This is a genomic window from Microbacterium sp. GW823-FHT02G05 (genome assembly GCF_058797175.1).
This window is the reverse complement of record NZ_JBXAJK010000001.1, coordinates 221113-242630: the sequence shown is the minus strand read 5'-3', so window position 1 is coordinate 242630 and position 21518 is coordinate 221113. Positions and strand designations below refer to the sequence as shown.

The window sequence follows — 21518 nt, the reverse complement described above, 5'->3', positions numbered from 1 at the left end:
TGCCCTTCTGCGGAGTCGCTGCAACGGAATATCGGCTGATTGGTTGGGTGGTCCGACCAATTCTGCTACCGTACAGCACATGTCATCGATCGATTGGGATCAGCTCAGCGCAACGCCGCGCACCGCGACCGCCACGGCGATCGCGGCTCGGCTGATGGATCTCGTGAGCACAGGAGCGGTTCCTGCAGGCTCCGCGCTCCCCCCGGAGCGCGACCTCGCTGCGCAGCTCGGCGTGTCACGGACGACGATCCGCGAGGCCATTCATGAGCTCACGCTCAAGGGTGTCGTGCGGCGTCGTCAGGGATCCGGCACGGTCGTGCTGGATCCGTCGGACGCGGCGTCCTCGCTTCTGCGCGACATGTCGCAGACCGAGCGCGAGGCCGTCGAGGTCACCGACTTCCGATCTACCTTCGAACCCGAGATCGCCGGACTCGCGGCGAGTCGTCGCACCGACAGCGACCTGCTCCTCCTCGCGAGCCTGTGCGATTTCGACCCGGTGACGGCCACGCTGGAGCACTCCCTCGAGTACGACCAGCGGTTCCACGAGACCATCGCGGCGACCACTCACAACCATCTGATCCTCGCCCTCAGCCGAGCCACCTCGGAATGGGTCAGCGAGTTCCGACGCACCTCCCACTCCACAGCAGAGGGTCGCACCACGTCTCTCAACGGTCACCGCGCCATCCTTGCGGCGATCGAGGCCGGACGACCGGACGATGCTGCGCGCCTCATGCGCGAGCACGTCGCGGAGGTGGGGCGCATCTGAGCCGACCCGCTCCGCGCTCCGCCCCTCCACCCGAGACCGGGCACCCTCACACATCAAGAAAGCCATCACCCGCATGAAGCGATCCACCCGCTCCGCCGTCACCCTCAGTGCTCTCGCAATCTCCGCTCTCGCCCTCACTGCGTGCACCGGATCCGCGACTCCCGGCTCCACCTCCGGTGGGTCATCGAACACCGCCGACATCAACTACCACGCAGCGGCGGGCGACGCCGACAAGACGCTCGCCGGCATGCTTCCGGCCGCGGTCTCCGACAAGGGCACCCTCGTCATCGCGACCGACGCGACGATCGGCGAGCCGTTCGCGTCGTACGACACCGACGGCGTCACCATCGTCGGCATCGTTCCCGACCTCGCCTACGCGATGGGCGACGCCCTGGGCGTCGACGTCGAACTGCGCCAGGTCGTCTTCGCGAACCTGATCCCCGGTCTCGCAGCGGAGCGCTACGACTTCTCGCTCGCGCCCATGCTCGACACGGCAGAGCGCCAGGAGCAGGTCGACTTCATCGACTACCTCCGCGGCGGGTCGCAGTTCATCGTCGCGAAGGACGATGCGGACGCACCGAAGAACCTCTCGCCCGAGACCGCCTGCGGCCTCGCGATCGGCGTGACGACCGGCTCCGTCGAGGAGATCTCGCTCACCGAGCAGAACGAGGTCTGCACCGCCGCAGGCAAGCCGGCGATCGAGATCCTCTCGTACAAGACCAACAACGAGGGCATCCTGGCACTCACGAGCGGCCGTATCGACGCCTACGGCACGGCTGCCGCGCAGGGCGGCTACATCGCGCAGACCGACAACGACCGCCTCACACTCAGCGGCGAGCCGTTCCGCGGCGGTCTGTCGGGAATGGCGTTCCCGAAGACGAGCGAACTGCTCCCGGTGATCCAGGCGACGCTGCAGAAGTTCATCGACGACGGCGTCTACGAGCAGATCCTCACCACCTACGGCGTCCAGCAGCTGGCTGTTCCGATGGCCGGCAAGAACAATGAGGCGATGGAGTGACGAGCGCCGCTCCGCGGGCGTCCGTTGACTCACTCCTTCACGAGGTGAAGGACTACCGGGTCATCGGGCGTCCACGTCCCTTCATGTGGCTGGCCACCGTGGTGGTCATCGCACTGGCCGTCGCCGTGGCCGTCTCGATCGTGACCAACCCGCGCTTCGAGTGGGACGTGGTCTGGCAGTACTTCACCTCCGGGTCGGTGCTGCAGGGCCTGTGGAAGACGATCGAACTGACGATCGTGTCGATGGTGATCGGCATCATCATCGGTCTGGTGATCGCGCTCATGCGCGTCTCCGACAACAAGGTGCTCAATGCCGTTGCCGGCGCGTACGTGTGGTTCTTCCGCGGAACGCCGCTGCTCGTGCAGCTCGTCCTGCTGTACAACATCTCCGCGCTGTACCCGTCGATCTCGATCGGCATCCCCTTCGGTCCGACCTTCTTCGAGGGCAGCGTCAACGACTTCGTGACGCCCTACGTGGTGGCTGTCGCGGCGCTCGCCCTCAATGAGGCGGCGTACATGGCGGAGATCATTCGCGGCGGTCTGCTCTCGGTCGACGGCGGACAGATCGAGGCGTCCAAGGCCCTGGGCATGAGCGGCGGACGCACGATGCGCCGCATCGTCATCCCGCAGGCGATGCGCTTCATCATCCCGCCGACGGGCAACGAGGTGCTCTCGCTGCTGAAGTCGACCTCGCTTGTGTCGGTCATCGCCCTGCCGGAGCTTCTCTACTCGGTGCAGGTCATCTACAGCCGCACCTTCGAGACGATCCCTCTGCTCATGGTCGCGACGATCTGGTACCTCATCGTCACCTCGATCCTGATGATCGGGCAGAACGCGCTGGAGCGCTTCTACTCGCGCGGCTCTCAGCGCACGAGCGGACCCGGTTCGCTGCAGCGGCTCACCGGCATCCGATTCCGACGACCTGCGCAGCCCGCCCGAGAGGAGGCATCCGCATGAGCTTCCTGAGCATGCGCGAGGTGCACAAGAGCTTCGCCGGCAACGAGGTGCTCAAGGGCGTCTCGCTCGAGATGGAACGCGGCCAGGTCGTGTGCGTGATCGGGCCCAGCGGCTCGGGCAAGAGCACGTTCCTGCGCTGCATCAACCGCCTGGAGACGATCGACGCCGGGCTCATCGCGATCGAGGGCGACCCGATCGGGGCGGAGGTGCGCGGCGGACGGCTGCACGCGGCTCCTGACAAGAAGATCCGCGCGCAGCGGGAGCAGATCGGCATGGTGTTCCAGTCGTTCAATCTGTTCCCGCACATGACGGTGCTCGAGAACATCATCGAGGCGCCGGTCGGGGTGCGGGGCGAGAAGAAGGCGGATGCTGTCGCGCACGCGCTGCAGCTGCTTGCACGGGTCGGCCTGGCGGAGAAGCGCGATGCCTACCCGAAGCAGCTCTCCGGCGGCCAGCAGCAGCGCGTGGCGATCGCCCGCGCGCTCGCGATGCGGCCGAAGCTGCTGCTGTTCGACGAGCCCACGAGCGCCCTCGACCCCGAGATGGTGGGCGAGGTGCTCGGTGTCATGCGCGATCTCGCCGCAGAGCACACCACGATGATCGTCGTGACGCACGAGATGGGTTTTGCCCGTGAGGTCGCCGACCGGCTGATCTTCATGGACGGCGGCCACATCGTCGAAGACGGCGACCCCCGCGAGATCATGGCGAATCCCCAGCATCCGCGCACCCGCGCGTTCCTGGAAAGCGTTCTGTAATGAGAGAGAAAATGCACGACAACGTTCGAGACCTCATCGGCGACATCTGGCTGAGCGGTCAGCTCGGTGCCGACTTCACCGCCGTGTGCGACACCGGCGGGCGTGTGGCCGGAACCGACAGTGAGACGGCCGCGCAGTCGTACCTCGAGGGCGCCGCGCGTGCGCTCGGCGGCGAGTACCGTGAGCAGACGTTCACGGTCACCGGCCTGCGCAGCGACGAGCACGGCGTGAGCATGGTCTCGAGCGGTCGCGAGCTGCAGAGCTACCCGCTGCTGAACTGCGCGCAGGTGGACGACGAGTTCGAGGTCATCGACCTCGGCCGTGGCACGCCCGTCGACTTCGAGGGCGCGCGCGATCTGATTCCCGGCAAGGCAGTTCTCGTGCGTCACGAGTTCCCCTTCTCGACGAATCACGTGCATCGCGGCGTGAAGCTCGAACTCGCCCGCACCTACGGGGCCGCGGCGTTCCTGATCGGCAACAACCAGCCGGGCGCCGGCCCCGTCAGCGGCTCCGGCGGGGCGGGGGAGCCGGGCGAGATGCCCGCGCTCGGACTGAGCTACGACGCGACGAGCGAGCTGTCGACAGCGCTGGCGTTCGGTCCTGCGCGGGTGCGCCTGTTCAACCGGGCGACTCCCGGCGAATGGACCGGACGCAACATCTTCGTGCACTTCCCCGGTCGCACGCAGGAGCACGTCGTGCTGAGCGCGCACATCGACGGACACGGACTCGCCGAGAGCGCGATGGACAACGGGTCGGGCCTGGCCACCGTACTCGAGGTCGCCCGCCGTCTCGGGCCGCTCGCCGCAGACAGCGAGCGGGGTCTGACGCTGGCGCTGTTCACCTTCGAGGAGTGGGCCCTCACGGGGTCGGCGGAGTACGTGGCGTCGTTGAACGAGGCAGAGCGTTCACTCATCCACTGCAACGTGAACGTCGACACCCCGGTCGGCTACCCGCGCCTGTTCGGGCTGACGGCGGGGCATCCGCGCATCCTGGAGCTGCTGCGTCAGGCCAGCGTCGTCGGCGGCACGCCCGTGCATCCGATCTACGCGCACACCACGAACTCCGACCACGCCAACTTCCTGGCGGCGGGGATTCCGGCAGTGCGCCTGATCGGCGGCTACAACGACGACTCCGCAGGCAGCCGTCTGCTGCTCACGGCAGCCGACACCCGGCACCGGGTCGAGCCGCTCGACCTCAAGCACGGTGCCATCGTCACCGCGCTCGTCACACTCGCCGCGATGACGGCGTAACGCACGAGTCCGCACTGTCCCGAGCTCGTCGGCAAGGAAGCCGGCGGGTTCGGGGCGCCATTCACCGCACCGGGAAGCTCTGCGCCACCGCATCCGTCAGCGGGAAGGTGAAGTGCCACCATTCCATCTCGTACGGCTCGAACCCGTGTGCCGTCATGACCTCGCGCAGGAGGGCGCGGTTCTCGGCCTGCTCGGCGCTGAGCCCATCCGCGTCGTAGTGCGAGCGCTCGCCGAAGAAGTCGAAGGGGCCGCCCATGTCGAGTGGCGCTCCGGTGGCGAGGTCGATGATCGTGAGGTCGACCGTGCCGCCCAGCGAGTGTTTCGAGTGGTCGGCGATGTAGCCGAGCTCGAAGAGCTGCGGCTTCTCGAACGTCGGATAGTACTCGTCCTTCGTCGAGTCATCCGGGGTCTGCGACCACGCCTGGAAGAACCCCACTGCCGTGGTCGGGCGGTAGGCGTCGTAGACGAGGATGCCGAGGTCGTCGGCAACGAGCTGCTTCTGGACTGCTGCGAGGGCGGATGCGGCGTCCCGATGCAGAATCACGACGTCGGCGCTCTCGTAGCCGTCGACCTTCTCGCCCGTGAAGTTGTTCGTCGTCGCGTAGCGCAACTCCACCTGGATCGTCTTGTCGAGGCTGCGGGCGTCGACGAAGTCCGCCGGTCGTGGCGCCTCCGACGGTGTCGTCAGCGCCCAGCCTGCCTGTCCGGCAGGTGCGAGCGCCTGAGACCCGGTGGTCCAGGCGGTGCCGAGTGCGACGAGCACGCCGAGCACGAGGAGACCCTTCCCCGCGGGGCGTGAGATGCGCGGCAGCAGGAAGAGAGCAGCAAGGGCGACGAGCGCGAGAATCACACTGCCGACGAGGGGCAAAACTTGGATACCATCCACGTTTCCAGCCTAAGGGTGTGCGAAGGGAGGCCGCCGTTAACCTTTGCCGGTTAGCGTTCCGCTACCTGTCGCCTGGAGGCGGCGAGGAGAGGAGCCCCAATGCCTGTGTTGCGTCCCGAGATCGGCGCACTGACGCGCGTGCGATCCGCCATGACGAGCCTGGGACCGAGCGAGGCCCGGGTCGCGGCCGTCGTGCTGGAGCATCCGGAGGATGTCGTCGAATGGTCGACGGCTGAGCTCGCCCAGGCGGCGGGAACCTCGACGGCGACGGTGATCCGTGCCTGCCAGAGTGCGGGGTTCCGCGGCTTCCAGCACCTTCGCCTGGAGCTCGCCCGAGCCGCTCCACTGCTGCCGCGCGGTGCGGACGAGGCGTATGAGGAGCGCACCTTCGATGACGCGATCGATGCGCTGCGCCTCGCGCAGGAGAGCGTCGCTCCCGACATGCTGCAGAAGGCGGCGGATGCTCTGCGCGGCGCGCGGCGCATCGTGCTCGTCGGCAACGGATTCTCCGGGCCCCCGCTCCAGGATCTCGCGATGCGGATCAGCACCCTCGGGCGGCCGGTGGAGGCGCCGGTCGATCCGCTCGCCCAGCAGTTCGCGGTCAACTCCCTCGTCGACGGCGACCTCTGCCTCGCGTTGAGCTACTCCGGGGCAAACGTCCAGACGCTGCGGGCCTGCACGGCCGCCTCCGAACGCGGCGCCACGGTCGCGGTGGTCACCAGCTATGCGCGATCACCCATCGGTCGCACGGCCGACATCGTCATCGCGACTGGCGCTGCGGCGGCCGCCCATGACATCGATCCCTATCTCGCTCGCCTCGGCCACACGGTCGTGCTGCACGCCCTGCACGCCGCTCTGGCACGCGGCGGCGGGGCTGTCAGCGTGGCGAGCATGCGCCATGTCGTCGCCGACGCGCTCAGCGAGGACTGACCGCACACGCAGCGTTCGCCACGGCGTCTCCCGCACGTCACCTGCTGGTCACCTTCCGCGGTGACAGTACCTGTGTAATCACATTCCGAACGGGATGTAACGGAAGTAACACAGGAGCGGGGCACGCAGCATGCGCATGATCGAGGTCGAAGGGCTCTTCAATGCGAGGGCCGTCGACGCAGGCATCCCCTGGCTCGTGCGTACGGGGGCGACCGAGAACCTGACACCCGCGGGAGTGGCGACGCTGCGCCAATGCGGAGTGGGGGTCATCGTCGATCTGCGCGAGCCGTTCGAGCAGGGCCCGATCGGCCACGACATCCCGGTGCGCCTCGTGTCGATCTACGGCACGAACCCACCCGACACCGGGCGGCTGGAAGACATCTACGAGGCGCTGCTGCGCACCCGCGGTGCGGCGCTGACCGCGGCCGTCACGGTGATCGCCGAAGCAGACGGCGCCGTTCTCGTGCACTGCACCGCCGGCAAAGACCGCACGGGTCTCGTCGTAGCGCTTGCCCGACTGGCCGGGGGTGCCAGCACGGAGGAGGTCATCGACGACTACGTGCTCTCGGGTGCGGAGGTGCGCCCCGTGCGCGCCGCGCATGCGGAATCGGTCGCCGCGCAGTCCGCGCTCGACGAGCGCGCCGAGATCCTCCGCCTTCACCTCGACAGCCCGCGCGAGGCCATCGTGCACGCGCTCGCCGTGATCGAGGAGTGGGGCGATGCGGGCGAGTACCTGCGGGCGCACGGTCTGCGCGAGACGCACCTCGCCGCGCTGCGAGCCAAGCGCGCGCAGCCCGTCCTCGTCGGGGAGGCTCGGTCGTGAGCCGCGAGAACGGACGCCTTACCGTCCTCCACCTGAGTGACGTGCACGCCACCGACGGCGCGCTGCTCTACGACGCCGTCGATGGCACCGCGCGTCTGCGGGCCGTCGCTGACTACGTGCGGCAGGCGGGCGCCACTCCCGAGGCGATCCTGGTGACGGGCGACCTCGTGCAGCGCGGGAACGCGAGTGCCTACCCCATGGTGCGCGACGCGTTCGCCGCACTCGAAGACGCCGTCGGCGTTCCTGTGCTCACGGTCATCGGCAATCACGATGACCCGGATGCGGCGCGCATCCTCGCTGGCCATGAGAGAGGCCACGCACGCACCGTCCTGCTCGACACGCTCCGTTTCGTGCTGCTCGACTCGTCGAGCGGCGCGCTCGGCGAGGAACAGCTCGAATGGCTGCACGCAGAGCTCGCCGAGCCGCACGGGGAAGGCACCGTCATCGCCGTGCACCACCCGCCGCTCGGCTCGCCCCTCCCGACGCTCGCCAAGGCGGGACTGCGTGATGCGGATGCCCTGCTCGACGTGCTCGAAGGCAGCGACGTGCGCGCGGTGCTCTCGGGGCACTTTCACCACCCGCTCGCGGCGACCGTGCGCAGCATCCCTGTCTTCGTCGGCCCCTCTCTCGCCTACCACCAGGTGATGGATGCCGGACCCGACCACGTGAGCGGCCACGACCGCGCGATGTTCTCGCTCGTGCATCTGCTGCCCGAGGCCGTGACGAGCACGAGCGTCAGCCTCGAATCACCCTCGCCCCTGTTCTTGTCTCCCGTCATTCGCTGATACCCACTCACCCCTGCACGACCCCACCCACAGATAGGAAGCCATGTCCCCCCTGCGCACCACCGCCGGCATTGCCGCGTTCGGCCTCGCCACCCTCGTTCTCGCCGGCTGCGCTCCGGCCGCCGCAGCGCCCGAGCCCACGACGGAGCCGACGGCCGAGGCCGAGGCCCTCGCCCCCGCGACGATCACGGTCTACACGTCTGAGCCCCAGGCGAAGATCGACGAGGTCGTCGCGGCCTTCAACACCGTGCAGCCCAACGTCACCGTCGAGGTGTTCCGTGCCGGCACCGGAGACCTCACGACCCGCGTCGCTACCGAGCAGGCCTCGGGCGGCATCCAGGCGGATGTCTTCCTCGCCGCTGACGCCGGCACCTTCGAGAACTACGCCGCAGACGGCCTGCTGCAGGAGCTCGACCCGGCCGACATCGACGCGATCAACCCCGACGTCGTCGACCCCGAGGGCTTCTACGTCGGCACGCGCATCATCCCCACGGTCATCGCCTACAACACGGGCATCATCACCGAGGCGCCCACCTCGTGGGCCGACCTGACGGACCCCGAGTACGCCGAGCGGATCGTCATGCCGAACCCGGATGTCTCGGGGGCCGCGGCCTACAACGCCGCCGTCTGGCTCGACGAGAAAGCACTGGGTGAGAAGTGGATGACAGCGCTCGCCGCCAACCGCCCCGTGATCGCCGACAGCAACGGCCCGGTCTCGCAGGCCGTCGCGACCGGCGCGCAGCCGGTCGGCATCGTCGTCGACTACCTCGTGCGCGAACTCGCTGCGCAGGGTTCGCCGATCGCGGTCGCCTACCCGAAGGAGGGCGTGCCTTACGTCTCGCAACCGGTCGGCATCTTTGCCGACAGTGACGAGGTCGAGGCCTCGCAGGCGTTCGTCGACTTCCTGCTGAGCGCGGAGGGCCAGAAGCTCGCCGTCGCGCAGTCGTACCTGCCGGTGCGTTCGGATGTCGGCACGCCCAAGGGCGCCCCGGCGATGGACGAGATCGCGATCCTCTCGCCCGACGTGCAGAAGATCCGTGCGACGCAGGATGCTGCGGTCGAGACCTTCCGCGGGCTGTTCCAGTAGTGACCACTCTCACAGGCACCGCGGGTCCGGCCATGCGCCGGGCCCGCGGCTCCGTGCGCCCGCGCCGCGACGGGCTGACCGGGGTGAGCCTTGCCCTGTGGATCGCGTGCGCCTTCTTCGTGCTGCTCCCGTTGGGAGCGATCCTCGTGCTCGCGGTCGGGGGATCGCAGTTCGGGATGCTGCTCGAAGGCGACGTCGTCGAGGCGGCGACGAACAGCCTCGTCTCCGCCGTGGCATCCGCCCTGCTCGCTGTGGTGATCGGTGCCGCTTTCGCGATCCTCTTCGATCGCACCGACCTTCCCGGGCGTCGCCCCCTGCGCCTGCTGGCGCTCACCCCTCTTCTCATGCCGCCCTTCGTCGGGGCGATCGCATGGCTCGGGGTCGCCGGCCCCACGAGCCCGGTCAACCTGTGGTGGCGTGAGACCTTCGGCGCTCCGCTGTGGTCCATCTACGGGGCCGATGGCGTGATCTTCCTGCTGACGGTGCACAGCTATCCGCTCGCGATGATCATCGTCGCGGCGGCGCTCCGCCGCGTGCCCTCTGACCTGGAACAGGCCGCGCGCATCGCCGGTGCGAGCCCTGCGCGGGCGCTCTTCGCTGTTACGCTACCCCTCCTGCGTCCGGCGCTGCTGTCGTCATTCCTGCTGATCGCGGTGGGAAATCTCGCAGACTTCGGCATCCCGTCGATCATCGGGCTGCCCGAGCGGTTCGTGACGCTCGCGACCCTCGTGTACCGCTATCTGCAGTCGGGCACGGTCGATGATCCGCTCGCGGTGGTTGCGGCGATCGGCGTCGTGCTGCTCGTGCTCGCGATCGGCGCGCTGCTGCTGAACCTGCTGATCGGGCGTCGTGGGTGGGAGCTGGATGCCTCTTCGGCACCGCCGCAGGTTCTTGCGCTCGGGCGCGCTCGCGCCGTCACGGGAATCGTGGTCTGGGTGCTCGTGCTGATGATCACGGTGCTGCCGCTGCTGGCGCTGCTCGTGCAGGCGCTGCTGCGAGCACCCGGCGTGCCGTTGGTCTGGGACAACCTGACCCTCGATCACCTTGTGCGCGCGCTCACGACCCAGACGGCGCTCGACGGCGCGAAGAACTCCGTCATGCTCGCCGTGCTGGCCGCGGTCATCTGCGGGGTGCTGGGCCTCGGCATCGGCGTGCTCTCCACGCGCACCTCGCTGCGCGGATCCCGGGCACTGGGAGGTGCGGCGATGCTGCCGCAGGCGATCCCGGGCATCGTGATCGCGGTCGCGTGGCTCATCATCGCCCCGCGCATCGGCCTGTTCAACACGCCCTGGCTGATCCTCGCCGCGTACGTCACCTCGTTCACGGCGCTTGTCCTGCAGGCCGTGAACGCGCCTCTTGCGAGCACACCGTCGAGCGCCGAGGAAGCGGCTCGCGTCTCCGGTGCCGGTCGCCTGCGCGCACTGTTCGACATCTCCTGCCGCATGGCGCTGCCCGCGGCGCTCTCGGGAGCCGTCATCGTGGCCGTCACGGCCGTGCGCGAGCTCACCCTGTCGGTGCTGCTGCTGTCGCCGGGCTCACAGACGCTGGGCGTCGCGATCTTCAGCTTCCAACAGGCAGGCGCATTCAGCACGGCGGCGGCGTGGTCGCTCATCGTCGCGATCGTCGGCATCGCTGTGATCGGCTTCGCGACGCGTCGCCCCGCAGACACCTAAACCGTCCCTTCATCGTCAGAAAAGCCCCTTCACCGTCAGAAAAGAGAGTCCCGTGGCCTCTGTCACCCTCGACACCGTCTCGCTCCGCTACCCCTCCGGTGCTGTCGGTCTGCATGAGATCGATCTGCAGATCGCCGATGGCGAGTTCATCGCGCTGGTCGGGCCCTCAGGCTCGGGCAAGACGACACTGCTGCGCACGATCGCGGGCTTCCTCACTCCGACGACGGGAACCGTGCAGATCGGGGACAGGACAGTGGCGGATGCGGCGCGACCGCGCGACCGCGCTGTCACGGTTCCGCCCGAGCATCGCGAGCTCGGCATGGTCTTCCAGCAGCATGCCGTGTGGCCGCACTGGAACGTCGGGCGCAATGTCGAGTATCCGCTGCGTCGCGCGGGCCTCGCCCGTGCGGAGCGCGCCGCACGGATCGACGAGGCCCTGGAACTCGTGGGCCTCGCCGGGTACGCGCGGCGTGATCCGGCGACGCTCTCGGGCGGACAGCGACAGCGCGTCGCGTTGGCTCGCGCGCTCGTCGCGCGCCCCCGGGTGCTGCTGCTCGATGAGACACTGTCGGCACTGGATGAGCCGCTGCGCGACCGGCTGCGGCTCGAGCTGCACAGCCTCACCCGCGAGCTCGGTCTCACGGTCGTGCACGTGACGCACGACCGCTCCGAGGCGCTCGCGCTCGCCGACCGGCTCGTCGTGCTCGACGCCGGCCGGGTGCAGCAGATCGGCACGCCCGAAGAGCTCGTCACGAGGCCCGCCACCGGACTCGTCGCACGGTTCCTGTCGGATGCGACCCTCATCGAGGGCGAGGTGTCTGGCGCGGAGTTCGCTGCAGCGCAGCATCCGCTTCGCCTGTCGCTCACGGATGCTGCGGCATCCGGCCCGGCGACGCTCGCGGTGCTCCCCTCAGATGTGGACGTGATTGTCGACCCGCTCGGTGATGCGGTCGTGCGCTCGTCGCTGTTCAGTGCGGACGGCGGCGACCTCGTGGTCGAGTGGGCGGGGGTGCCGTTGCGGGTGAAGACGCGGGGACTGCGGCCTGCGGTCGGCGCGCGCGTCTCGGTGTCGGTGCGGCGGGGGATCGTCTACCCGTCGAATGGCGCAGGTGTGACGGCCCGCCCGGATCGTGTGGCAATGCTGACCGCGCCGTGGGGGATCGCTGCACCCGACCGCGCGGCGGTATCCGCATGACGTTGGCATTGGTGCGCCACGGTCGCACGGAGTGGAACCGGGATCGTCGGATGCAGGGGCGCTCTGACCTTCCGCTCGATGACGAGGGGCGGGTGCAGGCGCTCGGGGCTGGCCGGTTGCTCGCGCGGGCGCAGTGGCGGCGGATCGTGAGCTCGCCGCTGGAGCGTGCGCACGAGACCGCGCAGATCATCGGACAACTGGCCGGTGTCGAGGTCGTGCGGGATCCCACGCTCATCGAGCGCGACTACGGCGTTGCCGAGGGGCTGTCGGTCAGTGAAGCCCACGAGCGCTGGCCCGACGGCGACTACCCGGGGGCAGAGCCGCTGGACGTGCTGACCGCGCGCGCGGGAGCAGCGTTGCGCGCCCAGGCGGAGGCGAGCGGAACGATCGTCGTCGCGCACGGAACCTTCCTGCGCATCGGCATCGAGGCACTCACCGGCACGACCTGCCCGCGCATCATCAACGGACAGGTCGTGCTGATCGAGCGACGTGCTGGCGAGGGATTCACGGCGCGGATCGTGAGCTAGGCGGCGCGCACGCGCATCCCCCACCCGCCGTCAGGGGACGATGACGAGCTTTCCGCGCGTGTGACCAGAGCGGCTCTGCGCGAAGGCGTCCGCGACACCGTCGAGTCCGAACGTCTGCGCGATCTCGACGTTCAGCGTGCCGTCGGCGACGAGGTTCGCGAGCTGTGCGGTCACGGCGCCGTCGGGGCGCACCCAGATCGCGCGTCCGCCGAATTCCTCCACTGAGCCATCCGCGATGGAGGCGTGCCGGCCGCCCTCGCGCAGCACGGCGAGCGTGGTTTCGCGCTGCCCGCCGACGAAGTCTGCGACGGCATCGACGGCACCTCCGGCGAGAGCGAGCACGCGCTCTGCGAGACCGTCGCCGTAGGTCACGGGCTCGCCGCCCAGGGAGCGGACGAAGTCATGGTTCGCCTCGGATGCGGTGCCGATCACCCGTGCACCGCGGGCGACGGCGATCTGCACGGCGAGGCTGCCCACGCCACCGGCGGCCGCGTGGATGAGAACGGTCTTCCCGTCGATGTCGCCGAGCGCCTCGATCGTGCGCAGGGCTGTGCCGCCCGCGAGGGGGAGTGCGCCCGCCGTCTCCCAGCTGAGCGACGCCGGCTTGTGCGCAAGGCTCACCGCATCGACCGCCACATACTCGGCGAACGTTCCGCCCGAGAGCACGTGCTTGCGGGCGTAGCCGAGTACCTCATCGCCCACCTGGAACTCCGGGGTGTCGGTGCCGACGGCGACCACGGTGCCGGCGACATCCCATCCCGGAATCACGGGGAAGGCCGCGGGAAAGAGTGCGTCGATGTATCCGGCCATCGCCTTCCAGTCCACGGGATTCACACCCGCCGCGTGCACCTTGATGAGCGCCTGCCCCGGCGCGGGCGTCGGGGCGTCGAGGTCGCGCACCTCAAGTGTTGCGGCGTCAGTGGAGTAGCGGTCGTAGACAGCAGCGCGCATGAGAAGTCCTTCGGTCGGTGATGCTCGTGGAAGGGGTAAGCGCTCGGAAGGCGGAGGCTATTCCGGTGTGACCCGCTATTGCGCCGACATCCACATGAGCACGGATGCGATGACAGTGACGATGATGACCGCGGTGAGGGCGGCCGCAGGGATGATGCGCCGCGCTCGCGGTGATCTCCGTCCGATGATCCCAGCGATGACCGCGACGACCAGCACGACGGCACTGCCGAAGAACGCGGTGACGGTCGCGGCGCTCTTGAGTTCACCGCCCTGAGTCATGGTGGGGATGGCGTTGATGGCGATGGTGACAGGTGCGATCAGTGCGGTCAGCACGGTGAGTATCCACGCCGCTCCGGCGGAACGCGGTGGTCGAGGAGGGAGGTTGTCATCCATGGGTGAGGATCTCGAGCGGTCCGAGGTCTAGAGCCCCTGCCCGGCATCCCACAGGCGTTCGGTCTGCCCGGCGAGCAGTGCGTCGAGCGAGATCGCCTGCGCATCGGTGAGGGCGGCGACGTAGTCGATGATGCCGCGGCCACGACCGAGCCGGGCGAGGTCGGCGTTCGTGGGGGAGTCGACGAGCTGTGGAGCATCCTGCGCGAGCTGACGGTAGTCGTCGGTGGCGAGCTCGACGAGGTCGATGAGACGACGCGGTGCACGACGAGCGTCACGGGGGTCGTCGAGCCAGGCGGCGAAGCCGTCGACGAGACGTTCGAGTACACTGGCCTGCCCGCGCTGGTACACGGCCAGGTCGGGGCGCTCCAGGATGAACCTTTCGTGCAGGAACTTCAGCACGGCGACCTCGTGCCAGGCCTGCTGGTTGAGGCTGACATGACCTGAGCGGATGTCGGGGTGCCGGTGCACCTCGATCGAGGACTGCAGGCGCGCGATCCACGCCGACGTGAAGCGAGCGAGCACGCGCTCGCTCTCAAGTGAGCCGTCGAAAGGCACGGCGACGAGGCCGTCGATGACCTCGGCCTGCACCTTCGTGACGGCGTCGCGGAAGGCGTCGGCGTCGGCGATCCAGGCATCCTTGCTGAGCAGGCGGCGCCAGAGGAGTTCGAGGGAGTGGCCGGGCGTGCGGGTGTCGGCGGCGAGTTCCTCGACGTCGAGCGCGCGCAGTTTCGCGAGGTCGCGATTCCAGGTGCGGAACTCGGCCGAGATCGTCGCGGGGTTGAGCAGGCCGGCACGGTAGAAGTCGTCGAGGTCGTGCAGCGAGTAGGCGATGTCGTCGGAGATGTCCATGATGGAGCACTCGACGGTCTGCTGCCCGCGTTCGATCAGCGGGTACGCCGAGAGCGCCTGCAGGGCGTCCTGCTCGTCGATGGCGTAGTAGTTGAACTTGCTCGCACCGCCGCGGCGGATTCCTCCTTCGCCGCGCCGCCACGGATACTTCAACACCGCCGTGCGCACCGCCGCGGTGAGGTTGAGGCCGACGCCGGGACGGTCGTGCTCGTCGAGGCGGGTGAGGATGCGATAGGTCTGCGCGTTGCCCTCGAATCCCTCGTCGAGCCCGAAGCGGGTGCGCGCGAGACGGTCGAGCGTCTGCTCGCCGAGGTGTCCGAAGGGCGGGTGCCCGAGGTCGTGGGCGGCGGATGCGGCCTGCACGACGACCGGATGCGCGCCGCCGAGCTCGGCGGCGATGCTCGCGCGCTCATCGTCGCGCGTCGACAGGTGTGTGGCGATCGCCCGCGCGACGGCCGCGACCTTCACGGAGTGCGTCAGACGATTGTGCACCGCGAGCCCCGCGCCGGCCTGCGAGATGACCTGCGTGACTGCGGAGAGCCGCGAGTAGAAGGGGGAGAAGCGGATGCGCTCCACATCGACCCGGAACTGCGGATGGCCCTCCGCCTGCTGGAACTCGTTGAGAGTCTCGGGCAGGCGACGCGCCTGGCGGGGGTCGGTCATCGACTGAGGCATGAGGCCAGTGTTTCAGAGACCGTGACCCGGTGCGTGCTCGACGACCGGAGGGCCGGAGCAGGGCAAAGCAAAACCCCCGTCATGTAGAAGCTAGACGAGGGTTTCTGGGATCACTGTAATGATGATCCTTGTGGCTCCGACGGGCGTCGATCCCGTGACCTCACGATTTTCAGTCGTGCGCTCTACCAACTGAGCTACAGAGCCATGTGACTGGCCGAGCCTGTCACATCCTAGACGAAAGGCCCTCTCGTAAAAAAGGGCCTGTCGCTCGGAGCGACCCTGACGGGACTTGAACCCGCGACCTCCGCCGTGACAGGGCGGCACGCTAACCAACTGCGCTACAGGGCCATGCTTGTTAAGTTATATCGGAGAGTGACCCCAACGGGATTCGAACCCGTGCTACCGCCGTGAAAGGGCGGCGTCCTAGGCCGCTAAACGATGGGGCCGTCTGGTTGACCTTCGCAGGTCTTCCTTGCCGACGCTCAAGCATAAGTGATTCCGAGAGCAAAATGCCAATCGAGGGCGCGTCCTCCTGTTTCCCGGGCGTGTTCGATGCACGATGAGTGTGACCGATACCCCTTGTCCACGCCGCGTCGTGCGCGCAGAATCGCCCTGAGATGCCGTGTTGCGCATCCGAGGGGTGTTGTGTATGTGACAGATGTTGTTACTGTGGCACCTGTGACTGCTGAGGAAGGGAAGCGTGTGAGCGAGCAGGATGTTGACTGCGGCTGCGGCCCGACCGATGCAGAAAAGCGCGGATTCTGGGAGAAGGGCTCCGTCTCGCGACGGAGCGCGATCGGTCTCGGCGCCCTGACGGTCGCCGCTCTGAGCACCTTCGGTGTCGGCGCCGGCTTCAACGCTGCGTACGCCGCCAGTTACCCCAGCTGGGACGACGTGCAGAACGCGAAGAACAACGAAGCCGCCAAGGCGAACGAGATCGCGCGCATCCAGGGACTGATCAGCGGCCTCACGCAGAAGGTCGCCGATGCGCAGGCCGCTGCTCGCGCCGCCGGTACCGAGTACTACAACGCGCAGCAGGCGTTCTTCGAAGCCGCGCAGCGCGCCACGGATCTGCAGTCGCAGGCCGACGCCCAGGATGCGCTCGCACTCGACTCTGCACGCAAGGCGGGTCAGGTCGCCTCGCAGATCTATCGCAACGGCGGCGACAACACCTCGCTGGAGCTCTTCTTCTCCAGTTCCGCTGCCAGCGCTGACGAGCTGCTCTCGAAGCTCGGCCAGATGGACAAGCTGCTCTCGCGCAACCAGGCTGTCTACGACGACGCCGTGTCTGCCCGCAACTCGGCCCAGAACCTCAGCGACCAGGCGGTCACTGCGCGCACCGAGCGCGACCGCCTGCAGAAGCTCGCAGAAGAGAAGCTCAAGGCCGCACAGGAAGCGCAGGCCGCCGCAGAGGCCGCTCTCGCCGAGCAGCAGACGTACCTTCTTCAGCTCGAGGCGCAGCTTGCCGCGCTCCAGGATGACACCGCCAAGACGATCGCCGACTACGAAGCCGGTGTCGCCGAGGCGAAGCGCCTGGAAGAAGAGCGCCGGAAGCAGGAGCAGGAGAACGCCAACAATGGCGGCGGCGGCAACAACGGTGGCGGCGGTGGCGGCGGAACCGGGCCCGGTAACGGCTGGGTTCGTCCGCACGGCGGCTACCAGTCGTCCGGCTACGGTCCGCGTGTTCCTGACTGCGACTCGTCCGGATGCTCGTCGAGCTTCCACCGCGGCGTCGACCTCGCCGCCGGATGCTGGGCTCCGATCTACGCTGCGGCAGACGGCACCGTCGATGCCGCGTTCTACAACGGCGGCTACGGCTACTGGGTGCGCATCAATCACGGCGGTGGCATCCAGACCAGCTACGCGCACATCGCTGAGGGCGGCATCGCCGTCAGCTACGGCCAGTGGGTGTCGGCCGGGCAGGTCATCGCCTATGCCGGCAACACCGGTGCGTCCTTCGGCTGCCACCTGCACTTCGAGGTGTACGAGTGGGGCGACGTCATCAACCCGATCTGGTTCATGGAGAACCGCGGCGTCTGGATGGGCTGAGAACCTCGCGGATGCTGCGCCTCGCAGCATCCGGAAATGCAGAAGACCCCCGGCCCGCTCTGCGGAACCGGGGGTCTTCTGCGTCAGATCAGTGGCCCTCTGCGCCGAAACGCTCGATGGCCTCGTCGAGGATGCGCTGCGCCTCAGCGGCGTCGCCCCACGCGTCGACCTTGACCCACTTGTTGGGCTCGAGGTCCTTGTAGTGCTCGAAGAAGTGCTCGATCTCCTTCTTCGTGTACTCGGCGAGGTCACCGATGTCCTGAATGCGCTCCCAGCGCGGGTCCTTCGCGAGGACGGCCACGAGCTTGTCGTCTCCGCCGGCCTCGTCGCTCATCTTGAGGACGGCGACGGGGCGCACCGAGGCGACGACGCCCGGGTACACGGAGTGGTCCATGAGCACGAGCACGTCGAGCGGGTCGCCGTCTTCGCCGAGCGTGTTGTCGAAGTAGCCGTAATCGGCGGGGTAGCCGAAGACCGTGTAGAGCACGCGGTCGAGGTGCACTCGTCCGGTCTCGTGGTCGACCTCGTACTTCACGCGGCTGCCGCGCGGGATCTCGATAACGGCGTCGTGTGCGCCCATGCGTGTGCTCCTCAAAGAATGATCGGGGGATGCCGCGGACTAGCCTACCCGCGTGTGCGAGCGGGCGTGTCTTGGCGGAGAATCCGACGGATCAGCAGCGAGACCGGCCAGGTCAGCGCGGTCAGCAGCAGGCTGGCGTAGGCGATTCCCGGCACACTGACGGCCAGGGCGAGAGCGACACCGAAGAGGAGAGTCGATGCGGTATCCCCGATGATGCCTGAGCGCATGCGCTCGTCACCCCAGTCGTGCATCTGCGGATGCCGCAGCAGATAGGCCTTGGCCGTGAGGGTGAGCAGCTGGGTTGCGATCAGCGAGCCGATGTAGACGGCCGCCTGTGCAGAGTCGAACGGCATCTGCCCGACCATCGCCGTCGCGACCGGAAGCCACACGATCGTGAACAGCCACGCCACGTTGATCACGACGAGCGGTGCGGTGACGCTGCGCACCTGCCCGTACACGCGGTGGTGCTCCATCCAGAACATCGCGATCAGCGCAAAACTGAGCGCGAAGCTGATGAGCTGCCCGCGATGATCGGCCAGGAACTCCAGCGTCGAGAGGTGCTCGCCGCTGGCGTCGGACACCGCTTCCATGAGCGGCAGGATCAGCAGCGTCATCGCGATCGCGACCACCGCGTCGACGAACGCGGTGAACCGCTCGACACTCAGCTGACGGGAGGATGACGCGCGCGACACGCCACCAGGGTAGGGGAGCGGGCGCGACGGCGGAAGAGGTCGTATCGCCGGTTTCCGATCCCGTCGGTGCGCGCGGCGCCGCACGCCTCGTCTACCGTGGAGTCGTGCCTTCCCTGTCTCCTGCCGTCGCCGAGCTGCGCCGGGCTGTTCGTCCCGTGCTCGCTCACCTTGCGGAGCGCCGCCTGGCGGTCGCGCTGTCGGGCGGAGCGGATTCGCTCGCGCTGACCGCTGCGGTCGTGTTCGAAGCGCAGAAGGCGGATGCCACGGTCGTCGCGGTCGTCGTCGATCACGGTCTGCAGGAGGGGTCGGATGCTGTCGCAGCGCGAGCCGCCGATGCTGCGCGTGCCCTCGGCGCCGACGCCCGCGTCGTTCGCGTCGAGGTGGATCTCGCGCACCCCGACGGGCCGGAGGCCGCCGCGCGCGAGGCCCGCTACGCCGCACTGCGCACCGTCGCGCTCGAAGAGGGCGCGGCGGCGGTGCTGCTCGGACACACGCTCGACGATCAGGCCGAGACCGTGCTGCTGGGACTGGCCCGCGGCTCGGGTGCTGCGAGCCTGCAAGGCATGGCGCCGGAGCGCGTCGACGACGAGGGGCTGCGCTGGGTGCGGCCGCTGCTGAGCGTGCGCCGCGAGACGACGAGGGCCGCGTGCGCAGCATCCGCCCTCGAATTCTGGGACGACCCGCACAACCTCGATCCGCGGTACGCACGAGTGCGGGTGCGGGAGTCGGTTCTTCCCGTCCTTGAGGCAGAGCTCGGCCCGGGCATCGCCGAGGCGCTCGCCCGCACCGCCGAGCAGCTGCGAGAAGACGCCGACGCGTTCGAGGAGATGATCCACGAGACGATCGAAGACATCGTCGAGCACGCCGAAGCGGGCATCTCGGTCAGCGTCGCCGCGCTCGCCGCGAACCCGGCGGCGCTGCGCAACCGCATCATCCGCCTTGTCGTCGATGCCGAGTTCGGCGCGAGCCTCAGTCGCGTCCAGACGCTCGAAGTCGCGCGCCTCGCGACCGACTGGTCCGGTCAGGGCCCGATCGACCTGCCGGGCTGCTCCGCGCAGCGCGTCGGCGGGCAGATCGTCTTCACCGCCCGGGGCTGAGCACGACCCGCGCAGATCCGACCGGTCCCAAAAACACCGCCCGCCACCGCGTCCGGCCCTGCGTTCCTGGGACCGCTCGCACGTGTGACCTGTTCGCCCTCTGAGCGGTCCCAACAACTCAGCAACGCACGGGGTACGAGGCGGAGTTTCTGGGACCGCTTGAATCGGACGTTGAGCGAGGGACCGCAGCGAGCGAGACGAAACGTCCGCACAGAAAAACGGGCGCCCACCCGAAGGTGAGCGCCCGTCATGCAGCGGATGCTACTTTTTGCCGCCGAGCAGACCGCCCAGCAATCCTCCGAGATCGATGCCGCCACCGGAGCCGCCCTGGTTGCCGCCGCCGAGCAGGCCGCCGAGGCCACCGATGATGTCACCGAGTCCGCCACCGCCCGAGCCGCTCTGGTTACCGCCACCGAGCAGGCCACCGAGGATGTCACCGATGCCACCGCCGGACTGCTGACCGGCCGGAGTCGACCCCTTCTGGCTGTTGGCGATCAGTCCCATGACGATGGGCGCGAGGATCGGAAGGAGCTTGCCGAAGTCGATGCCGGCGGTCTGGGGCTCTTTCGTCAGGGTCTCCGCGACCTGCTGCTTCTTGTCGCCGAGGATGTGCGTGACGATCTTCTCTCCGTCGGCCTGGTCGATGTCATCGACTTTCGAGGCGCCGCTGAAGCCGCCGTGCTTTCCGAGCGCCTTTTCGATCGCGGCGGATCCGCTCTCGGTCTCCGCCGACTTCGCGAGGCCGCCGAGCAGCGTCGCGCTGCCCTCCTGCACGGCCTGGCGTGCGACGTCGGTGCTGACGCCGAACTTCTCGGCGATGTCATCGATCGGTGCGAGTTTGAGGATGTCGTTGACGTCCATGCTTTTCCTTCCCCTGGGCGCGCTGCCTGCGCTCTCTCCGCTCACAGTAGTGGGCGCGGTCGGCGTGCGGAATGACTGCGCGCGAACGGCGCCCGGTGCCGCCCGGCGCAGCATCCGGTTTCGCCCCGTAAAATCGATGCATGCGTGCAGCCGACATCCAGCAAGACCTCGCCAAGATCCTCGTCACCGAGGAGCAGATCATCGCCAAGCTGGACGAGCTCGCCGCTCGCGTCGCCGACGACTACGCCGGAAAAGACCTCGTGCTCGTGGGTGTGCTGAAGGGTGCGGTCATGGTCATGGCTGACTTCGCCCGCGCGCTGCCGATGCACGCGCCGATGGATTGGATGGCCGTGTCGAGCTATGGCGCCAGCACGAAGTCGAGCGGTGTCGTGCAGATCCGAAAGGACCTCGACACCGACCTCCACGGCAAGCACGTCCTCATCGTGGAAGACATCATCGACTCGGGTCTGACGCTCAGCTGGCTGCTCGAGAACTTCGAGTCGCGCGGCGCCGAGTCGATCGAGGTGCTTGCCCTGCTGCGCAAGCCCGAAGCCGCGAAGGTCGTCATCGACTGCAAGTACGTCGGCTTCGACATCCCGACCGACTTCGTGGTCGGCTATGGCCTCGACTACGCCGAGCGCTACCGCAACCTGCGTGACGTCGCGGTTCTCGCGCCGCACGTCTACAGCTGACAAGACGCGGATGCTGCGGCATCCGCGT

The 21518-nt window shown here is 68.3% G+C and carries 22 protein-coding genes and 3 tRNA genes; 15 read left to right on the top strand and 10 right to left on the bottom strand.

The features are described from left to right. The first annotated feature begins 79 nt into the window (after positions 1-79). The 5 genes from AC1REM_RS01205 (at position 80) to AC1REM_RS01185 (ending at position 4745) form a co-directional block, all read left to right on the top strand. Positions 80-766, top strand: coding sequence for a FadR/GntR family transcriptional regulator (locus AC1REM_RS01205; protein WP_204938229.1), 687 nt, complete (start codon positions 80-82; stop codon positions 764-766). Between the two features lie 73 nt (positions 767-839). Beyond that, entirely contained in the window at positions 840-1784 is a 945-nt protein-coding gene (locus tag AC1REM_RS01200) for an ABC transporter substrate-binding protein (RefSeq protein WP_492512932.1), read from the top strand. Then, positions 1781-2740, top strand: coding sequence for an amino acid ABC transporter permease (locus tag AC1REM_RS01195; protein WP_492512931.1), 960 nt, complete (start codon positions 1781-1783; stop codon positions 2738-2740). The genes AC1REM_RS01200 and AC1REM_RS01195 overlap by 4 nt, the downstream gene beginning before the upstream one ends. After that, positions 2737-3495, top strand: coding sequence for an amino acid ABC transporter ATP-binding protein (locus tag AC1REM_RS01190; protein ID WP_378788476.1), 759 nt, complete (start codon positions 2737-2739; stop codon positions 3493-3495). Before AC1REM_RS01195 ends, AC1REM_RS01190 begins: the two co-directional genes overlap by 4 nt. After that, positions 3495-4745 carry a M28 family peptidase gene (locus AC1REM_RS01185; RefSeq protein ID WP_492512930.1) on the top strand — a complete coding sequence of 417 codons (1251 nt, stop codon included), beginning with the start codon at positions 3495-3497 and terminating at the stop codon, positions 4743-4745. Before AC1REM_RS01190 ends, AC1REM_RS01185 begins: the two co-directional genes overlap by 1 nt. A gap of 61 nt (positions 4746-4806) precedes the next feature. Here AC1REM_RS01185 and AC1REM_RS01180 read toward each other — a convergent pair whose 3' ends face one another. Continuing rightward, complete coding sequence (locus tag AC1REM_RS01180) at positions 4807-5631, bottom strand: M15 family metallopeptidase (protein ID WP_492512929.1); 825 nt, start codon at positions 5629-5631, stop codon at positions 4807-4809. A gap of 99 nt (positions 5632-5730) precedes the next feature. On the opposite strand from AC1REM_RS01180, the gene AC1REM_RS01175 reads away from it, so the two are divergent. The 7 genes from AC1REM_RS01175 (at position 5731) to AC1REM_RS01145 (ending at position 12651) form a co-directional block, all read left to right on the top strand. After that, positions 5731-6561, top strand: a complete 831-nt coding sequence (locus AC1REM_RS01175; RefSeq protein WP_492512928.1) for a MurR/RpiR family transcriptional regulator — start codon at positions 5731-5733, stop codon at positions 6559-6561. Between the two features lie 130 nt (positions 6562-6691). Next, positions 6692-7384 carry a tyrosine-protein phosphatase gene (locus AC1REM_RS01170; RefSeq protein WP_492512927.1) on the top strand — a complete coding sequence of 231 codons (693 nt, stop codon included), beginning with the start codon at positions 6692-6694 and terminating at the stop codon, positions 7382-7384. Beyond that, the gene (locus AC1REM_RS01165; RefSeq protein WP_492512926.1) at positions 7381-8169 is read left to right on the top strand and encodes a metallophosphoesterase family protein; all 789 of its coding nucleotides are present in this window, start codon (positions 7381-7383) and stop codon (positions 8167-8169) included. Before AC1REM_RS01170 ends, AC1REM_RS01165 begins: the two co-directional genes overlap by 4 nt. Positions 8170-8212: 43 nt before the next feature. Beyond that, positions 8213-9256, top strand: coding sequence for an ABC transporter substrate-binding protein (locus AC1REM_RS01160; RefSeq protein ID WP_492512925.1), 1044 nt, complete (start codon positions 8213-8215; stop codon positions 9254-9256). Further along, the gene (locus AC1REM_RS01155; protein ID WP_492512924.1) at positions 9256-10929 is read left to right on the top strand and encodes an ABC transporter permease; all 1674 of its coding nucleotides are present in this window, start codon (positions 9256-9258) and stop codon (positions 10927-10929) included. Before AC1REM_RS01160 ends, AC1REM_RS01155 begins: the two co-directional genes overlap by 1 nt. A gap of 52 nt (positions 10930-10981) precedes the next feature. Then, positions 10982-12124: an ABC transporter ATP-binding protein gene (locus AC1REM_RS01150; RefSeq protein WP_492512923.1), complete on the top strand. Its 1143-nt coding sequence runs from the start codon at positions 10982-10984 to the stop codon at positions 12122-12124. Beyond that, positions 12121-12651 (top strand): histidine phosphatase family protein, encoded by a 531-nt coding sequence (locus AC1REM_RS01145; RefSeq protein ID WP_492512922.1) that lies wholly within the window; start codon positions 12121-12123, stop codon positions 12649-12651. The genes AC1REM_RS01150 and AC1REM_RS01145 overlap by 4 nt, the downstream gene beginning before the upstream one ends. Before the next feature lie 30 nt (positions 12652-12681). Here the strand turns inward: AC1REM_RS01145 and AC1REM_RS01140 are convergent, their stop codons facing one another. The 6 genes from AC1REM_RS01140 to AC1REM_RS01115 all read right to left on the bottom strand — a co-directional run bounded on the left by AC1REM_RS01140 (position 12682) and on the right by AC1REM_RS01115 (position 15965). Further along, positions 12682-13602 (bottom strand): NADP-dependent oxidoreductase, encoded by a 921-nt coding sequence (locus AC1REM_RS01140; RefSeq protein WP_492512921.1) that lies wholly within the window; start codon positions 13600-13602, stop codon positions 12682-12684. 75 nt (positions 13603-13677) lie between these two features. Beyond that, a complete protein-coding gene (locus AC1REM_RS01135) occupies positions 13678-13935 on the bottom strand; it encodes a hypothetical protein (protein WP_492512920.1) in 258 nt (85 codons plus the stop codon). Positions 13936-14022: 87 nt separating this feature from the next. Next, positions 14023-15519: a deoxyguanosinetriphosphate triphosphohydrolase family protein gene (locus AC1REM_RS01130; protein ID WP_492512919.1), complete on the bottom strand. Its 1497-nt coding sequence runs from the start codon at positions 15517-15519 to the stop codon at positions 14023-14025. A gap of 131 nt (positions 15520-15650) precedes the next feature. Continuing rightward, positions 15651-15723 (bottom strand) — tRNA-Phe (locus AC1REM_RS01125). Between the two features lie 70 nt (positions 15724-15793). Continuing rightward, positions 15794-15867: transfer RNA gene (locus AC1REM_RS01120), tRNA-Asp, on the bottom strand. 25 nt (positions 15868-15892) lie between these two features. Continuing rightward, a tRNA-Glu gene (locus tag AC1REM_RS01115) sits at positions 15893-15965 on the bottom strand. Positions 15966-16221: 256 nt separating this feature from the next. Between AC1REM_RS01115 and AC1REM_RS01110 the strand changes: the two genes are divergently transcribed. Further along, positions 16222-17568 (top strand): peptidoglycan DD-metalloendopeptidase family protein, encoded by a 1347-nt coding sequence (locus AC1REM_RS01110; protein WP_492512918.1) that lies wholly within the window; start codon positions 16222-16224, stop codon positions 17566-17568. 88 nt (positions 17569-17656) lie between these two features. Here the strand turns inward: AC1REM_RS01110 and AC1REM_RS01105 are convergent, their stop codons facing one another. Then, positions 17657-18148: an inorganic diphosphatase gene (locus AC1REM_RS01105; protein ID WP_492512917.1), complete on the bottom strand. Its 492-nt coding sequence runs from the start codon at positions 18146-18148 to the stop codon at positions 17657-17659. A gap of 44 nt (positions 18149-18192) precedes the next feature. Then, the gene (locus AC1REM_RS01100; RefSeq protein ID WP_492512916.1) at positions 18193-18840 is read right to left on the bottom strand and encodes a TMEM175 family protein; all 648 of its coding nucleotides are present in this window, start codon (positions 18838-18840) and stop codon (positions 18193-18195) included. 104 nt (positions 18841-18944) lie between these two features. On the opposite strand from AC1REM_RS01100, the gene tilS reads away from it, so the two are divergent. Next, positions 18945-19937 carry a tRNA lysidine(34) synthetase TilS gene (gene tilS / locus AC1REM_RS01095; RefSeq protein ID WP_492512915.1) on the top strand — a complete coding sequence of 331 codons (993 nt, stop codon included), beginning with the start codon at positions 18945-18947 and terminating at the stop codon, positions 19935-19937. Between the two features lie 261 nt (positions 19938-20198). Here the strand turns inward: tilS and AC1REM_RS01090 are convergent, their stop codons facing one another. Continuing rightward, complete coding sequence (locus AC1REM_RS01090) at positions 20199-20798, bottom strand: DUF937 domain-containing protein (protein WP_492512914.1); 600 nt, start codon at positions 20796-20798, stop codon at positions 20199-20201. 140 nt (positions 20799-20938) lie between these two features. Between AC1REM_RS01090 and hpt the strand changes: the two genes are divergently transcribed. Beyond that, complete coding sequence (hpt, locus tag AC1REM_RS01085) at positions 20939-21490, top strand: hypoxanthine phosphoribosyltransferase (protein WP_204938199.1); 552 nt, start codon at positions 20939-20941, stop codon at positions 21488-21490. Positions 21491-21518 lie beyond the last annotated feature (28 nt).

Excerpts from the sequence above, each read along its gene's own strand:
- AC1REM_RS01175 (WP_492512928.1), top strand. The coding sequence starts at position 5,731 with ATGCCTGTGTTGCGTCCCGAGATCGGCGCACTGACGCGCGTGCGATCC.
- hpt (WP_204938199.1), top strand. The coding sequence starts at position 20,939 with ATGCGTGCAGCCGACATCCAGCAAGACCTCGCCAAGATCCTCGTCACC.
- AC1REM_RS01140 (WP_492512921.1), bottom strand. The coding sequence starts at position 13,602 with ATGCGCGCTGCTGTCTACGACCGCTACTCCACTGACGCCGCAACACTT.
- AC1REM_RS01190 (WP_378788476.1), top strand. The coding sequence starts at position 2,737 with ATGAGCTTCCTGAGCATGCGCGAGGTGCACAAGAGCTTCGCCGGCAAC.
- AC1REM_RS01090 (WP_492512914.1), bottom strand. The coding sequence starts at position 20,798 with ATGGACGTCAACGACATCCTCAAACTCGCACCGATCGATGACATCGCC.
- AC1REM_RS01205 (WP_204938229.1), top strand. The coding sequence starts at position 80 with ATGTCATCGATCGATTGGGATCAGCTCAGCGCAACGCCGCGCACCGCG.
- AC1REM_RS01145 (WP_492512922.1), top strand. The coding sequence starts at position 12,121 with ATGACGTTGGCATTGGTGCGCCACGGTCGCACGGAGTGGAACCGGGAT.
- AC1REM_RS01200 (WP_492512932.1), top strand. The coding sequence starts at position 840 with ATGAAGCGATCCACCCGCTCCGCCGTCACCCTCAGTGCTCTCGCAATC.
- AC1REM_RS01160 (WP_492512925.1), top strand. The coding sequence starts at position 8,213 with ATGTCCCCCCTGCGCACCACCGCCGGCATTGCCGCGTTCGGCCTCGCC.
- AC1REM_RS01170 (WP_492512927.1), top strand. The coding sequence starts at position 6,692 with ATGCGCATGATCGAGGTCGAAGGGCTCTTCAATGCGAGGGCCGTCGAC.
- AC1REM_RS01130 (WP_492512919.1), bottom strand. The coding sequence starts at position 15,519 with ATGCCTCAGTCGATGACCGACCCCCGCCAGGCGCGTCGCCTGCCCGAG.
- AC1REM_RS01185 (WP_492512930.1), top strand. The coding sequence starts at position 3,495 with ATGAGAGAGAAAATGCACGACAACGTTCGAGACCTCATCGGCGACATC.
- AC1REM_RS01105 (WP_492512917.1), bottom strand. The coding sequence starts at position 18,148 with ATGGGCGCACACGACGCCGTTATCGAGATCCCGCGCGGCAGCCGCGTG.